We start from the raw sequence: 14,652 nt of genomic DNA, 5'->3' as shown, positions 1-14,652 counted from the left end.
ATGGGCTTTTTTGTTGTATTCTAAATATTGTTTTACCATTCTGCAAAACTACCATCTTCATGTCTCCAAATTGGGTTAGACCAATCGTGACCTATTTTTTGTGCTTCACGTAATTTATCTTCGTCTATTTCTACTCCTAATCCTGGTTTTTTAAGTAATTCTATGTAACCGTCTTTAATATCAAATACTTCTGGATTAGACATGTAATCTAAAATATCATAACCTTTATTATAGTGAATCCCAATGCTGCTTTCTTGAATAATTGCATTTGCAGACACGAAATCAACATGTAAACAAGAAGCCAAAGCTACGGGTCCAAGAGGGCAATGAGGAGCTAAAGTAATATCATAAGCTTCTGCCATTGCTGCAATACGTCTAACTTCAGAAATACCTCCAGCATGACTTAAATCTGGTTGAATAATATCTACAACACCTTGATGTAATATTTCTTTGAAATCCCACCTTGAAAACATGCGCTCACCTGTAGCTATAGGTATGCTAGTATATCCATATATATGTTTTAAAGCATCATTATTTTCAGTTAAAACTGGCTCTTCAATAAACATAGGTTCATAAGGGGCTAATTCATCTATCAATCTTTTAACCATTGGTTTATGAACTCTACCATGAAAGTCTAAACCTATGTCTAAATCGTATCCAAACTCTTCTCTTAATAGTTTTATATTATTTGCTACAGTTTTAACATCTTTAATTGAAGACACCCATTCCATGGCACCAGTAGCATTCATTTTAACAGCTTTGAAGCCATCTTTCACCTTTTCATGTGCTTGCTCTAAGACTACATCTGGATTATCGCCTCCAATCCAGCAATACATTTTCATTTTATTACGAACAGCTCCTCCCAAAAGTTCATGAATGGGTACATTTAAATGTTTACCTTTTATATCCCATAAGGCTTGATCAATTCCCGAAATAGCACTCATTAAAATAGCTCCTCCTCTGTAAAATCCGCCACGATATAAAATTTGCCATATATCTTCAATTTCATTTGCATTACGGCCAATTATAAATTTTTCTAATTCTTTAATGCAAGCAGCAACTGAATCAGCTTTTCCTTCAACAACAGGTTCTCCCCAACCAATAATACCTAATTGAGTAGTTATTTTTAGAAATAACCATCGAGGTGGCACTTTGAATAATTCTATCTTAACAATTTTCAAGTCGTTCATCTAAAGTTGTTTTTATTCTTTACAAGTTACAATATATTCAACTTTGCTAACAATTGGATGCTATGTTTCAATAGCATTATTTATTCTGGTTTCATTTAAAACAATTCTTAATTGCATTTGATACTTACAGCACAGGATGGTATTTTATTTAATATTGCCTGAATGAAAAGATCTTTTAAAAGCTTCAATTTAGGCGTAAAAGATAAAATGTTGTTAAAAAAAACCCATACCTACTATTAGGCATGGGTTTTGTTTTTTAATATGTAAATCTTAATATTTGTATATTGAATTTATTAAACAGCGCATTATGTATCAACTACATTTAAAAATTACTTTGTTTTTTCTGGTTGGTTTTCAAGCTTTAATATTTTCGCAAGAAAAGATTGAGTTAGAAGGTTTAGTTAAGGATGAGCACGGTTATGAAGTACCATATGCAGCAGTTGGAATTCCATCAAAGTATGTAGGTACAGCCACTACTGAAGATGGTAATTTCTATTTACTACTGTCAAATAGTAACTTGGAAGATGTTTTAGAAGTTTCAAGTATTGGTTACTTAACCTTCAAAATTAAAGTTCAAGATTTGCTCAATTTAAAAGAAAAGGTCATAGTATTAAAAGAGGATATTGTGTCACTTGATGAGGTAAATCTTCTTGCTTCTACAGATTATGTAAAGAATGCTTTTAAGAACTTGAAGAACTCAGCTATGAGTACTACACATCAACTAAATATGTTATATCGAAGATTCTCAACCGAAGCAGGAATGGCACGTTTTTTTGTAGAGCATTATATTAAAGTATTAGACCGTGGTCCTATATCTCCGGAGTATAATCGTATTGAAGTTGTTGAAGGAAGAAAATCAGCAGATTATAGATTTATTAAGGATAAATATTCTGGACATCAGGCCATAGTAACTGCTAATAGAAACCCTTTAAGGCAAGGTATTAATCAGAAAAGTTTTAAATGGACCAAAGTTGGTGATAGCTCTTATGATGGGGAAGATTTAGTGATTCTTGAAGGTGTTGGCATTAAAAATAAATGGAAAAAAATCAAACTTTATATTGGTGTAGAATCTTACGGCGTTTATAAAATTGAAACGTCTGATTTAAACGCTGTATGGATTTATAGAAAGGCTAGTAATGGTAAGTTGGTATTGAGTTATCATAATAGAGTTTGGGAAAAAGATTTGCCAATTAATGATATGCAACGAAGACTTTTACAAATAGATAAGAATAAAGTTAAAGTATCTTATAGACATGAATTGTATATTCTAGGAACCGAGACCAATAAAAAGAAAATTAAGGTTGGTAATTATGAGGGTTATAAGAAAGATATGGGAGATATAGAAATTAAATACAATCCATACTTCTGGAAAAACTTTAGTATGCCACCTGAGACGGCCTTTTATAAGAAAAGTGTAAAAGAATTGGAGTCTATTTATGGCGTACCTTTAGAGCAACAGTTTAATGCTGTAAATAAGTAATAGAATTTTTGAGGTATTTAAAAGACTTATATAAACAAACATTAGCACTAGTTTTCACTAGTGTTTTTTGTGTTTCTATTGGTTTTTCTCAAAAATCGAGCTCAAAAAGTTATTTTGATCAAACCACATTGTTAAGGCATGTTGAAGCTTTGTCTTCAGATGCTTTTGAAGGAAGACGAACCGGAACTAAGGGAGCCGTTAAAGCAAAAAAATATATCATAAATCAGTTTCATAGCTTAAAAGTAAAGCCGCTAAAAAAGTCGTATGAACAAACTTTTGTTTTCTCTAAAGGGAAAAAAGAATATAAAGGTACCAACGTTATTGGTTTTATAAAGGGAACATGTGAACCCAATAAGGTAATAGTTATTAGCGCACATTATGATCATGAAGGGATAAAAAGAGGAAAGGTTTATAACGGAGCAGATGATAATGCTTCGGGAATCGGTGCCTTATTTAGTTTTGCTGAATATTTTAGAAAAAACCCACCTAAACACTCCGTGATTTTAGCAGCTTTTGATGCGGAGGAATTAGGAATGAAAGGGTCATCATATTTTATAAATAATCTGTTTTTTTCTCCCAAGAAAATAATAATGAACTTAAACATGGATATGATTAGTCGAAGCGATAGGAGCGAACTATATGTGGTAGGAACAAACTTAAATCATTCTTTCAAAAATGCTATTTGCTGTATTAAATCTAAAAGAATAAAGCTTGTCTCCGGTCATGATGGTTATGATAATAAAGACAGTTGGGTCTATTCATCAGACCATGCAAACTTTCATAAAAAAGGAATACCGTTTTTGTATTTTGGTGTTGAAGATCATAAAGATTATCACGAACCCACCGATGATTTTGAAAATATTCATCCAGAATTTTATATTGAAGCGGTAAATGTTATTATCTCCGTTTTCAACAAAATTGATTCACATTAAAAATAAGCTTTCAACTGAATAGATCCAGTATGGATGGTTTTACTAGTTTCGGTTTTTCTTCCAAAGTAACTTAAGTTTAAATCTAAAAATTTGGTGAGTTTCTTTTGAGCCAGCAATGTCCAAGTAAAGTTTTTCCCTGGTTGTAATCCTTCTAACATTTGGTATGCAACAGGAGTATTAGCATTTCCATTAAAAGTGTTTGAAAAGAAATTAAATTCACCATTAATGGCACTTCTGGCATTGGTAGCAAACATAAAGGAAGCTCCATATTTTTGTTGTTTCAAAGACTCCATTCCACCAATTAAATTGTCCTTTTTTGCAAATTGATAGAAAATATCAAAGCTGGAGTTGTCATTAAACAAATAGGATAATTTAGGGTTAAAACGCGTTTCTTCAAAGTTGTAATTCTTGCTTGCAAAATTCTCGCTTAAACTTTCGTTGTCTTCAAGGGCTGTTAGTAATGTCATTAACCAATTGTCAGATAATTTATGATTGAAATTAAGTTGATGGCTTTTTAAGCTATTTTCAACAAAACCTACCGAAAGTATGTTTCTGGTTTTATTTTCTAAATAGGTGTAAGAGGTTGTGTATTTCTGTTTTCCTCTATTAAAGAACAAAACATTTCTGAAATTAAGTTGAAGTCCTAATTGATTATCAATATCACTTTTAAAAGGATTTAAATTAAAACTGTTGCCATCACGCCTAATTTTTCTGTCTATTAAATAACTGGTCTGATTATAAAAATGAGACCAAAATTTCTTTGATTTTTTTTCGCTTACAGACCATTGAGAAGGATTAATAGTAAACGTTTGACTTAATCTATTTTGATGTGTTTTTATAAAAACCCTGTTTGGTAAAAGCACACGAATATATTTGCCTTGGTCTTGAAATTGGGCTATTTCAAATTCTTCCAATTCTTGTATGCCATTTTCGTTATAATCAATCCAAGTGTAGGTGCCTTGTCCTGCTTCAACTTCAACATAAGTAAAATCTTGTTGAGGTAGTGTTCCCGAATTGGTTTCAAAAATGGTATTCCATTGCACAACATTCTTAAAAAGTTTCTGATTAAATTGAAGTCTTGAGTTTATAGATTGCTCATCATCAATTCCAGATTCTTCACTTTTTAAATTACGGTAGTTAGCATACAATGATAAGTTGGTGTTTTTGTTTTGTATCAATTTTGAATCTAAATAAAAGGTGTTGGAGGTATTGACTTTTTGTAATTCGTTATTTCTAATACTGTCATTAACACGGTTTTTATATCCTACTTCAACAAAAACGTTAGTGCTATCACCAACACCAAAGAATAGCTCATAGGATTTGAATTTTTGACTCAAAGGAGTTAAAGTTTGTGTTGAGACTTCTTTTTGCTCATTATCTTCAATTGATAATTTGGTTCCAACCCAACTTTTTTCCATACCATATGTAAGCGTACTATATGATCTTAAGAACGAGGATTCATTTAAATCAGATTTGGCATTCAAAAAACTGGAATAGGAGTTGATTCTGAATTTGTTCAATTGTAAGTCAACATTAGCCACATGTCTATTCCCGTTAAAACCATCAGAATAATTTAAATGCTCAAATTGATAGTTGATTAAACCTTTTTCAGGATGAAATAGACGCAAACCAGAATGCATTAATGTTTGGTCACCAATATTAATGTTTGAGACGTTGCCGTTTGAAGATAACAAGTTCCAATCTCTCGCAAATTCCGCATTGTACAAACGTTCAATGGTTCTGAAATTGTCTTGAATATGATCAGCATTTGCAAAAACATTTAATGACCATAGGCTGTCTTTTTTTATTAGGCTTTGTTCAATATTTAGCTTACCAGCGAATCCGTCATTATCATCATCATCTAAATTAGAAAACAAATTCAGGTCGTTTTTACTTCCAGCTAATTCAAAAGCAATATTGGTTTTTTCATTAGGTTCATAGCTTCCATTTAGAACCGCGATTTGAAGTTTGGTAGGTGCAATTAATTGTACAATGGGAGCATAATTACCTAATCCAACGCCAGCATATTCATAAATATTATTGATAGCATTAATATTACTGAGGTTGTAATCACCTTGGTTGGCACCAACTTGAGTAAAGGTGACACGATACAATTCATCGTTGGGGTTGTTTGAAAAGACAAAAGCTTCTACGCCTCCAATGAGTTCTTTTCTATATAAGATGCGGTTTTCATTTAAGGCTTCCTGAACTTCTGATGGGGCTACCATTTGTGTTCTATCATCACCGGCACCTGCTAAAATTTGAACTTGTGCTTCTGATAAATTTTGTTGTAAGGGTTGATTTTTCGCGTCATTTTCAGAATACACCGAAACCCCAATTTTTAATTTTTCGCTATTCAAATTACCGCCGCCATAAGCCACAAAGCGAGAATAATTACGTTCACTAAATTGATAATCAACCGTGATACGCATTTCGGACGTTATGGGATAGGTTGAGTTGAAAATTATTTCACCTGCGTTATAATCAATAATATAATCTTGATCTTCACCACGTTTTACAGGAACTCCATTCACATAAACTGTTTCACTGCCAGAGACAATGAGCACAAATAATTCACCATTTGGCCCTTGTAGCTTATATGGCCCTTGGTTGCCTTCTTGAGCTGTAAACTGGCTTCTAGTAAATTGCCCCCGAACAATAGCTCCAGCAGCAAATAAATTGGTTTGAGAATCTTCGTCACCTATATTAGCGTTTACCGATAATCCTTGTACCCGCTTTGAAAATTTTGCGAAGTACGAGTTGTTGTTTTGCAGGTCAATATCACCAGCTCTAATGTTCCAATTATCACTAAATAATTCAATAAAAACTTGGTCAAACTCATCTAAACGCTGACTATAACCACTTTCTTGTAACGGAATATTGGCATCTTGAATTGAGGCTCTCAATGATACTTTATCATTCAATTTTCCGGTGATTTGTAAATCTAATTCACTATTTAAAACCGAGTTTTGATTGTTTCCAACGGTAACACCTCTTGAAATACTACCAGAAGTAGTTAAACCATCAAAAGGTGTAAAATTATTGCTAGTATTGGGTTGTGATAGTTTGTAAAGTGTTTGGTTGTTGCTGTTGTCTGAAATTATAATCGACTCATCTAACTGCTTGTAAGTTTTGGTCAAAAACTCAGGGAACTTCAAATAATTTATGATGATAGAATCCGTTTCAACGGGTTTTTTAAATGTTAAAAGTGCCTTTGCAAAATCAACATAGTAATAAGAGGAATCAATTAGAGTTTGGTTGTTTCTCAGTATTGAAAAACTATTCGAATTAATACTTACACTATCAATTTTTATAGAATCTTGTACAGCTACTTTTATCACTTTGTAGTTAGAATTTTGCTGTTGTGCAAATCCACAAATGCAAAAAGTTAAAAAAAGAAAGCGTAAAAGATATTTCATTTAAATACTTAAACTGCAATAAGTTTAAAATAGTATGTTGATAGTTTTCTGTATAAATGCTTGTTAAAGCTTTAGTGTAAAAGTAATGTATTATTTATTTTAGCTGAAATCAAAAGATAAGAGAGTGAAAATTATATCATATAACGTAAACGGCATTAGAGCTGCGGTGAATAAAGGGTTTATAGATTGGTTAAAAGTGGCAAATCCAGATGTAATTTGTTTACAGGAAATTAAGGCTTTAAAAGAGCAGTTAGATTTAAGCATTTTTGAAGAAGCCGGATACAAGTATCACTATTGGTTTAGTGCACAAAAAAAGGGGTATAGTGGTGTTGCTGTTTTATGTAAAGAAGAACCAAATCATATAGAATATGGTACAGGTATTGAATCTATGGACTTTGAAGGGCGTAATTTACGTGTAGATTTCAATAATTATTCAATTATGAGTTTGTATTTGCCATCTGGCACAAATATTGCTAGGTTGGAACATAAACTAGAGTATATGGCTATGTTTCAAGATTACGTGAACGAGCTTAAAAAAACCATTCCTAACTTGATAATTTGTGGAGATTACAATATCTGTCACGAAGCAATCGATATTCATAATCCTAAAATGAAAAATGTTTCAGGGTTTTTACCTGTGGAACGTGAGTGGATTGGTGCTTTTATAGATAGTGGATTCATTGATTCTTTCCGACACATAAACCCAGAAACACAACAATATAGTTGGTGGAGTTACAGGGCCAATGCGCGTGCTAACAACAAAGGTTGGCGATTAGATTATGCTATGGTTTCAGAACCATTACAAGAAAACATAAAAAGAGCCGTTATACTCTCGGATGCTGTTCATAGTGACCACTGTCCAATACTAGTTGAAATAGATAAATAATTAAATACAGTCAAATCAAAAAACCTAACCTAATGATTAAAAGAATCTCAGTATTAGTGCTAACCTTAGCAGTTTTTGCTTCTTGCGTATCTCCAAAAGTTTATAAAGAACTAGAAGGGAAATACAATAATTTGAAAAATGAAAACCGAAAACTATCCGATGAAAATGAAACCCTTTTAAAGGCTAAAAACGCAGCAACAAATGAATTAAAACAAGTTCAGGCAGCTTACGAAGAAGCCATTGCAGACCGCGATAAGTTGCAAGGAGATTATAATGCAATGAAATCTAATTACGATGCCTTAAAGGCATCATACGATGCTTTAGAAAAAAATAGTTCAGCAGCCATTGCCAAAAACTCTCAAAAGAACAGAGAGCTATTAGCACAACTTGAAGCTAAAGAACAAGCCTTAGCTGCAGAAAATGCACGTTTAGCAAAACTTAAAAAAGAGTTAGAAGACCGTTCCAACAGAGTAGCAGAATTAGAGAAGGTTATTGCAGACAAAGATGCAGCTATGAGTGCCTTAAAAGATGCCATTTCAAGGGCTTTAACAGATTTTGAAGGTAAAGGATTAACCGTGGAACAACGTGATGGTAAAGTTTATGTTTCTATGGAAAACAAGCTGTTATTCAGTTCAGGAAGTTGGGCCGTTAATTCAGAAGGACGTAGAGCGGTACAACAACTAGGTTCTGTGTTAGGAGACAATCCAGACATAGCGGTATTAATAGAAGGTCATACAGATAACGTACCTTATAAAGGTAGCGGACAATTAAGTGGTAACTGGGATTTATCAACCAAACGTGCCACGGCTATTGTAAATATTCTTAGAGAGAACGTAGCTATTGCTCCAGAGAATTTAACAGCGGCTGGACGTGGTGAATATGCACCGGTTGCTACCAATGATACCTCAGAAGGAAAAGCTAAAAACAGACGTATAGAAGTAATTTTAACGCCAAAGTTAGATGAGCTTTCTAGGTTGTTGAATGATAATTAGCGTTTGGGCGTTACCCTAGCGGGTCGCACTTTCGGCAGTCACTCTCTTCGAGGAGCTTCAACAAATGCCTCAATCGCTAACGCATAAAAAACCTCTCAAAGTATAATAACTTTGAGAGGTTTTTTATATTTACTCCTTTCTAATAACCTAATAGTATAAATTAGTCTAACAATCTATAATGAAATACACTAAACTTCCCAACACCGATATAAAAGTCAGTAAAATATGCCTAGGTACCATGACCTGGGGAAACCAGAACACCCAAGACGAAGGCTTTGCACAAATGGATTATGCCTTAGATAAAGGAGTAAATTTCTTTGACACAGCCGAATTATACCCGGTGCCAGCAACCGCAGAAACCTATGCAGAAACCGAACGTATCATTGGTAACTGGTTTAAAAAGTCTGGGAACAGAGAAAAGGTTGTGTTGGCTACAAAAATATGTGGCCCTGGAGATTATACGGCCCATGTTCGTACAACAGGATTCAGTACAGAAGCATTAAAGGAAGCTTTAGAAAACAGTTTAAAACGTTTGAAGACCGATTATATAGATTTATACCAACTCCATTGGCCAGAGCGACAAACCAATTTTTTCGGACAAAGAGATTATAAACATAATCCTAATGATGCTTGGGAAGATAATTTTAATGAAGTTCTACAAACCTTAGATGGTTTTATTAAAGCCGGTAAAATTAGAGAAATAGGGATTTCTAACGAAAAGGCATGGGGAACCATGCGCTATTTAGAAGAATCTAAAACCAATAATTTACCAAGAATCAGAACCAAACAAAACGCATATTCTTTATTAAACAGAACTTTTGAAGGCGATTTAGCAGAACTATCTATTCGTGAAAATATTGGCCTTTTAGCTTATTCACCTTTAGCCTCGGGGACTCTTTCAGGAAAATATATTGGAGGCAAAGTACCCAAAAACTCAAGGTTTGATTTGTTCCCTAGGTTTGCAGGACGTTATAATAGTCCGCAAGCATTACAAGCTACAGAGCAATATTTTAAAATAGCCCAAGACCATGGTTTATCACTAACTCAAATGTCATTGGCATTTATAAACCAACAACCTTTTTTAACGGGTAACATTATTGGTGCAACTAGTTTAGAACAACTAGAAGAGAACATAAGTAGTATTGATGTTGATTTAAGTGATGATGTTATAGATGGTATCAACGCAGTACATAGTGCTATTCCTAATCCAGCACCTTAGATTTAGATTGTTATTTCGAACTGTTCATTTATGAAGAAAATTATAATTATCACTTTATTCCTATTCCTGGTTTCGTCTTGTAAAGAATCTGAACAATCCCTATTTGAGGAGAACGGATTGTCTTTTATTTGTGCAAAAGGATGGTCGGTTGTAGATAAGGAATTTTTAGAAGGAGATACTTATTTTCTTTCTTTGGAAAAAGATGGATTTGATTCAAGCGGTGCTATTACCTTAGTTGTTTCGGATTATTTCATTAATTCAAATGCCAATATTGAAGCTTATCAAAATGAGTTAAAAACAGCTTATATTTTTAAGAAAGCTAATATTGTCTTTGAGCCAATTAAGTTTGATAAATTCAATGGTTTTGATTGTAAATCTAGTGATTTTACTTTTAAGCTTTTAGGGTTAGAGCATCATGGAATAATTTATTCGTTTTTTAAAGATGATCGTAGTTTTTTGATTCTTAGGCAAGAGGCTATAGAAGATAGAACAGACAATGAAGAAGGATTTCATTTGTTCGAATCAACTTTAATCTTTATATAGAGTTAGTTTTAGGTGGTTGACCTCACAAATCGAGTAACCCCAAATCAGTCCTTTAATTATTTAAATTATAAACCTTATTTTTATTAGGTTGATAAAACCTAATACAATGAAAACAATTATTGCAGTATTCGTATGCGCATTTCTGTCATTGGGAATGTACGCTCAAAACATTATTGGTGCTTATGAAGCTTTTGAAACTTCCGAGAATGGAGATAAAATAAGGAGTGTGGTAATTTTTGCTGATGGTTACCAAGTACTTTCTAAATACAATGTAACTACCGGAAAATTTATTCACACCAACGGTGGAACATGGAAATTAGAAGGAGATATGATGACCGAAAAAGTGGAGTTCCATACCGATAATGCGGAAAGTGTAGGAACCGAAGTCACTTTTAAAGTTGCTATTACAGAAAACACCATTCAAATTGTGGGTCATGACATGATATTAAAAAGAATTGATGATGGCACACCCGGAGAACTTCAAGGCGCTTGGTTAATGTCTGGCAGAATAAGAGATGGAAAAACCCAAACTAGAGACACCAATAGACCGAGAAAAACCATGAAAATCTTATCAGGAACACAGTTTCAATGGATTGCATATAATACCGAAACTAAACAGTTTATGGGGACTGGTGGCGGTACTTACACTACCATTGATGGTAAATATACGGAGAACATTCAGTTCTTTTCTAGAGACGACTCTAAAGCAGGTTTGAGTTTAAAATTCAACTATGAATTGATTGATGGCAACTGGCTTCATTCAGGTTTGTCTAGTAAAGGTAGTCCTATTCATGAAATATGGAGTGTTAGGGAATAATTTCTAAGTGTTTTAAGAACTACACTATAACCAATTATTTACTGCGCAACCAATGATTAAATTTTTTAGAAAAATTAGACAAAAACTACTTGCTGAAAATAGATTTAGTAAATATTTGCTTTATGCTGTTGGAGAAATTGTTTTAGTGGTTATTGGTATTTTAATTGCTCTACAAATAAATACTTGGAATCAAGAAAAAGCAAACCAGAAACTAGAGGTGAAAATTTTAAAAGAATTAAAAAGAAATCTTAAAAAAGATTTAATCGAAATCACTTCTGATATAGGGGTTATGGATGAAAATCAGATTAGGTTGGGTGAAGTAATTAAAGAATTAAAAAATAATGTGAATCCTTCTGATGAATTTTATAATAATGTTGCAGCACTAAAACGAGTACCACATTTTGATCCAATTAAAAGCGCTTATGAATTCTTACATTCTAAAGGGGTGGATATTATAAGTAATGATAGTCTTAGGGAAATAATATCTAATCATTACGAATTAAACTACCCTTATTACAACAAATATGAAAATGAAAGACTGCAATTCAAAATTCATCAAACAAACGACTATATGTTAAATCATTTTATTTGGTTTGATAATCCTGAAAGGGGTGGACGAGATGAATATATAATTACGGGCGAAGAATTTTTAAAAGTTAGAGATAATGGTAGCTTAGAAAGAATAGTAGCCGCGGGCATATGGGAAAATAGTCTGATTAGAGATAGGGCTAAAAGGGTTGAGGAACAGATTGAAGGCCTAATTCAATTGATTAATAAGGAACTTGAATAAGTAGCTATTAAGGTTACTACCGAAATTGTCAAAAAAAAAGCCTTACTAAATAAATAGTAAGGCTTTTTAAATTATTTAATTTGATTACCATCTTTATCGAAAAAGTGGTACTCTAAATATGTGTAAGCATCTCTTGGTAAAATTTTAACCCATTTTTTGTGTTCAAAAAACCATTTTGAACGTATAGATGGAAAACCTTTAGTTAAAAAGGCTGCTATAAAAGGATGTGTGTTTAAGGTCACCTTTTTATAGTCTTTACGGTACAATACTTCAAGATCGTGCGTTATTTTTTGTACTAAACCAATAGGTGCTTCTACTTCGGCACCATTAATACCGTTAGGATTTTCCTCCCGGGTTTTAATATTCATTTCTGGTCGTACACGCTGTCTTGTAATTTGAATCAATCCGAATTTACTTGGAGGCAAAATTTTGTGTTTTGCTCTATCGTCTTTCATTTCATCACGAAGATGATTAAAGAGCTTTTGCCTGTTTTCGGCACTGGTCATGTCAATAAAATCTACTACTATAATTCCGCCCATATCACGTAATCGTAACTGGCGAGCCATTTCTGTAGCGGCTATTAAATTAACTTCTAGCGCTGTATCCTCTTGGTTACTGGCTTTGTTAGAACGGTTTCCGCTATTTACATCTATAACATGTAATGCCTCTGTATGCTCTATTACTAAATAGGCACCTTTAGCCATAGAAACGGTTCTTCCAAAGGAGGTTTTTATTTGTCTTTCAATTCCGAATTTTTCAAAAATTGGAACTTTGGATTGATGCAACTTAACTATTGATTCTTTCTTTGGTGCAATTTCTTGCAGATAATCTTTTACTTGATAATAAAGCTCTTCATCATCAACTGTTATTCCTGTAAAGGTGTCGTTAAAAATGTCTCGTAAAATAGACGAGGCTTTGTTCATTTCTCCTAACACTTTACTAGGATGATGGGCTCTATGTAACTTTTTACACATTGCTGTCCAACGACTAAGCAAATTCTGTAAATCTTTATCTAGTTCGGCTACTTTTTTGCCTTGTGCTACCGTACGTACAATAACTCCAAACCCTTGTGGTGTTATACTTTTTACCAATCGTTTTAAGCGGTCTTTTTCTTCGCGTTCTTCTATTTTTTGTGAAATAGAAATGCGACTAGAAAAAGGTACTAAAACAATATATCTACCGGCAATAGAAAGCTCTGAGCTTATTCTAGGGCCTTTTGTAGAAATGGGTTCTTTTACTATTTGTACTAATAGCGATTGATTTGATTTTAATGCGTCGACAATCTTGCCGTCTTTATCAATATCTTTTTCAAATGGGAAATTTTTTAAAGAAAAATCTCTTAATTTACCTGTGCTTACACGTTTTGTGAATTTTAAAAGTGAAGGCAATTTTGGACCTAAATCATGATAATGCAAAAATGCATCTTTGTCATATCCTACATTAACAAATGCAGCATTTAAACCCGGAACTGTTTTTCTTATTTTGGCTATAAACACATCACCAACAGAAAAATTGTTCTCGTCTTCATCCTTTTGTAATTCAATTAGTTTTCCATCTTTTAATAAGGCAAAATCAACAGCTTCGGAACTAGATCGAATAATCAATTCTTTATCCATTTAGTTAATTTTTATCCATACGCTTCATAATTGGTTCTCAGTTTTTCTGTTTTCATTTTTATCTGAAAACTAATTACTATCAACCAATTACAGGATTGTACAGATGGATTAAACAATATTTTATAGATTACCTAAGGTTTGTTTTAGATAATCTTCACAGGATTTTTAACCCGTGGAGTTCATACTCTATGAACTCATTTCAAAGAACGTTGTTGTTTTTAACCAAAAAAGTAGTTAGGATAACTACTTTTTTGATTTATTTTTTCTTTTTGTGACGATTAGCGCGTCTACGTTTTTTACGCTTGTGCGTCGCTACCTTATGTCTTTTGCGTTTTTTACCACTTGGCATAAATAGTGTATTTTTAAATTAATAATTTATTTTTAAATGCGTTTGTTACTTAACGTCTACGTTAGTTTTAACTCCTTCAACAAAAACTTTTGCAGGCTTAAATGCAGGAATGTTGTGAGCAGGAATTTTAATAGTTGTGTTTTTAGAAATGTTTCTACCAGTTTTTTCAGCTCTTGTCTTAATAATAAAGCTACCAAAACCTCTTAAATAAACGTTGTCACCACTTTCTAAAGAAGTTTTTACTTCTTCCATAAAAGATTCAACAGTTGCTTGAACATCTCCTTTTTCAATTCCTAATTTCTCAGAAATTTTTGCTACTAAATCAGCCTTCGTCATTTTAAATTTTTATTTTTTGATTACTATAATAATATTTTAAAGGGATGCAAATATAGGAATTAAATATTCAATATTTCAAACCT

12 protein-coding genes are annotated in these 14,652 nt (G+C 32.9%); 8 read left to right on the top strand and 4 right to left on the bottom strand.

Going from position 1 to position 14,652, the window contains the following annotated elements; all coding sequences use genetic code 11:
- Positions 1–32: 32 nt before the first annotated feature.
- Positions 33–1,190, bottom strand: coding sequence for a galactonate dehydratase (gene dgoD / locus FUA22_RS09935; protein ID WP_170309892.1), 1,158 nt, complete (start codon positions 1,188–1,190; stop codon positions 33–35).
- 307 nt (positions 1,191–1,497) lie between these two features.
- Between dgoD and FUA22_RS09930 the strand changes: the two genes are divergently transcribed.
- Together FUA22_RS09930 and FUA22_RS09925 are read left to right on the top strand one after the other, a co-directional pair.
- Complete coding sequence (locus tag FUA22_RS09930) at positions 1,498–2,670, top strand: carboxypeptidase-like regulatory domain-containing protein (RefSeq protein WP_147767855.1); 1,173 nt, start codon at positions 1,498–1,500, stop codon at positions 2,668–2,670.
- An 8-nt stretch (positions 2,671–2,678) separates the two neighbouring features.
- Positions 2,679–3,602 (top strand): M28 family peptidase, encoded by a 924-nt coding sequence (locus FUA22_RS09925; protein ID WP_241664807.1) that lies wholly within the window; start codon positions 2,679–2,681, stop codon positions 3,600–3,602.
- Here the strand turns inward: FUA22_RS09925 and FUA22_RS09920 are convergent.
- The gene (locus tag FUA22_RS09920; protein WP_147767853.1) at positions 3,599–7,021 is read right to left on the bottom strand and encodes a hypothetical protein; all 3,423 of its coding nucleotides are present in this window, start codon (positions 7,019–7,021) and stop codon (positions 3,599–3,601) included. The genes FUA22_RS09925 and FUA22_RS09920 overlap by 4 nt on opposite strands.
- Positions 7,022–7,145: 124 nt before the next feature.
- On the opposite strand from FUA22_RS09920, the gene FUA22_RS09915 reads away from it, so the two are divergent.
- From FUA22_RS09915 to FUA22_RS09890, 6 genes are all read left to right on the top strand, one after another.
- Complete coding sequence (locus FUA22_RS09915) at positions 7,146–7,907, top strand: exodeoxyribonuclease III (RefSeq protein WP_147767851.1); 762 nt, start codon at positions 7,146–7,148, stop codon at positions 7,905–7,907.
- A gap of 32 nt (positions 7,908–7,939) precedes the next feature.
- Positions 7,940–8,899, top strand: a complete 960-nt coding sequence (locus FUA22_RS09910) for an OmpA family protein (RefSeq protein WP_147767849.1) — start codon at positions 7,940–7,942, stop codon at positions 8,897–8,899.
- 178 nt (positions 8,900–9,077) lie between these two features.
- Positions 9,078–10,118, top strand: coding sequence for an aldo/keto reductase (locus tag FUA22_RS09905; protein ID WP_147767847.1), 1,041 nt, complete (start codon positions 9,078–9,080; stop codon positions 10,116–10,118).
- Positions 10,119–10,148: 30 nt separating this feature from the next.
- Positions 10,149–10,661 carry a hypothetical protein gene (locus FUA22_RS09900; protein ID WP_147767845.1) on the top strand — a complete coding sequence of 171 codons (513 nt, stop codon included), beginning with the start codon at positions 10,149–10,151 and terminating at the stop codon, positions 10,659–10,661.
- Positions 10,662–10,767: 106 nt separating this feature from the next.
- The gene (locus FUA22_RS09895; protein WP_147767843.1) at positions 10,768–11,478 is read left to right on the top strand and encodes a membrane or secreted protein; all 711 of its coding nucleotides are present in this window, start codon (positions 10,768–10,770) and stop codon (positions 11,476–11,478) included.
- 52 nt (positions 11,479–11,530) lie between these two features.
- Positions 11,531–12,268: a DUF6090 family protein gene (locus FUA22_RS09890; RefSeq protein WP_147767841.1), complete on the top strand. Its 738-nt coding sequence runs from the start codon at positions 11,531–11,533 to the stop codon at positions 12,266–12,268.
- 71 nt (positions 12,269–12,339) lie between these two features.
- Here FUA22_RS09890 and FUA22_RS09885 read toward each other — a convergent pair whose 3' ends face one another.
- Positions 12,340–13,884 carry an Rne/Rng family ribonuclease gene (locus FUA22_RS09885; protein ID WP_147767839.1) on the bottom strand — a complete coding sequence of 515 codons (1,545 nt, stop codon included), beginning with the start codon at positions 13,882–13,884 and terminating at the stop codon, positions 12,340–12,342.
- 394 nt (positions 13,885–14,278) lie between these two features.
- On the bottom strand, positions 14,279–14,569 hold the full coding sequence (locus FUA22_RS09880; RefSeq protein ID WP_076698473.1) for an HU family DNA-binding protein: 291 nt from the start codon (positions 14,567–14,569) through the stop codon (positions 14,279–14,281).
- Between the last annotated feature and the right edge of the window lie 83 nt (positions 14,570–14,652).

The sequence above is a fragment of the Seonamhaeicola maritimus genome (assembly GCF_008056315.1).
Taxonomy (GTDB): domain Bacteria; phylum Bacteroidota; class Bacteroidia; order Flavobacteriales; family Flavobacteriaceae; genus Seonamhaeicola; species Seonamhaeicola maritimus.
This window is presented reverse-complemented; position numbering and strand designations above follow the sequence as displayed.

Excerpts from the sequence above, each read along its gene's own strand:
- dgoD (WP_170309892.1), bottom strand. The coding sequence starts at position 1,190 with ATGAACGACTTGAAAATTGTTAAGATAGAATTATTCAAAGTGCCACCT.
- FUA22_RS09930 (WP_147767855.1), top strand. The coding sequence starts at position 1,498 with ATGTATCAACTACATTTAAAAATTACTTTGTTTTTTCTGGTTGGTTTT.
- FUA22_RS09920 (WP_147767853.1), bottom strand. The coding sequence starts at position 7,021 with ATGAAATATCTTTTACGCTTTCTTTTTTTAACTTTTTGCATTTGTGGA.
- FUA22_RS09910 (WP_147767849.1), top strand. The coding sequence starts at position 7,940 with ATGATTAAAAGAATCTCAGTATTAGTGCTAACCTTAGCAGTTTTTGCT.
- FUA22_RS09905 (WP_147767847.1), top strand. The coding sequence starts at position 9,078 with ATGAAATACACTAAACTTCCCAACACCGATATAAAAGTCAGTAAAATA.
- FUA22_RS09900 (WP_147767845.1), top strand. The coding sequence starts at position 10,149 with ATGAAGAAAATTATAATTATCACTTTATTCCTATTCCTGGTTTCGTCT.
- FUA22_RS09895 (WP_147767843.1), top strand. The coding sequence starts at position 10,768 with ATGAAAACAATTATTGCAGTATTCGTATGCGCATTTCTGTCATTGGGA.
- FUA22_RS09890 (WP_147767841.1), top strand. The coding sequence starts at position 11,531 with ATGATTAAATTTTTTAGAAAAATTAGACAAAAACTACTTGCTGAAAAT.
- FUA22_RS09885 (WP_147767839.1), bottom strand. The coding sequence starts at position 13,884 with ATGGATAAAGAATTGATTATTCGATCTAGTTCCGAAGCTGTTGATTTT.
- FUA22_RS09880 (WP_076698473.1), bottom strand. The coding sequence starts at position 14,569 with ATGACGAAGGCTGATTTAGTAGCAAAAATTTCTGAGAAATTAGGAATT.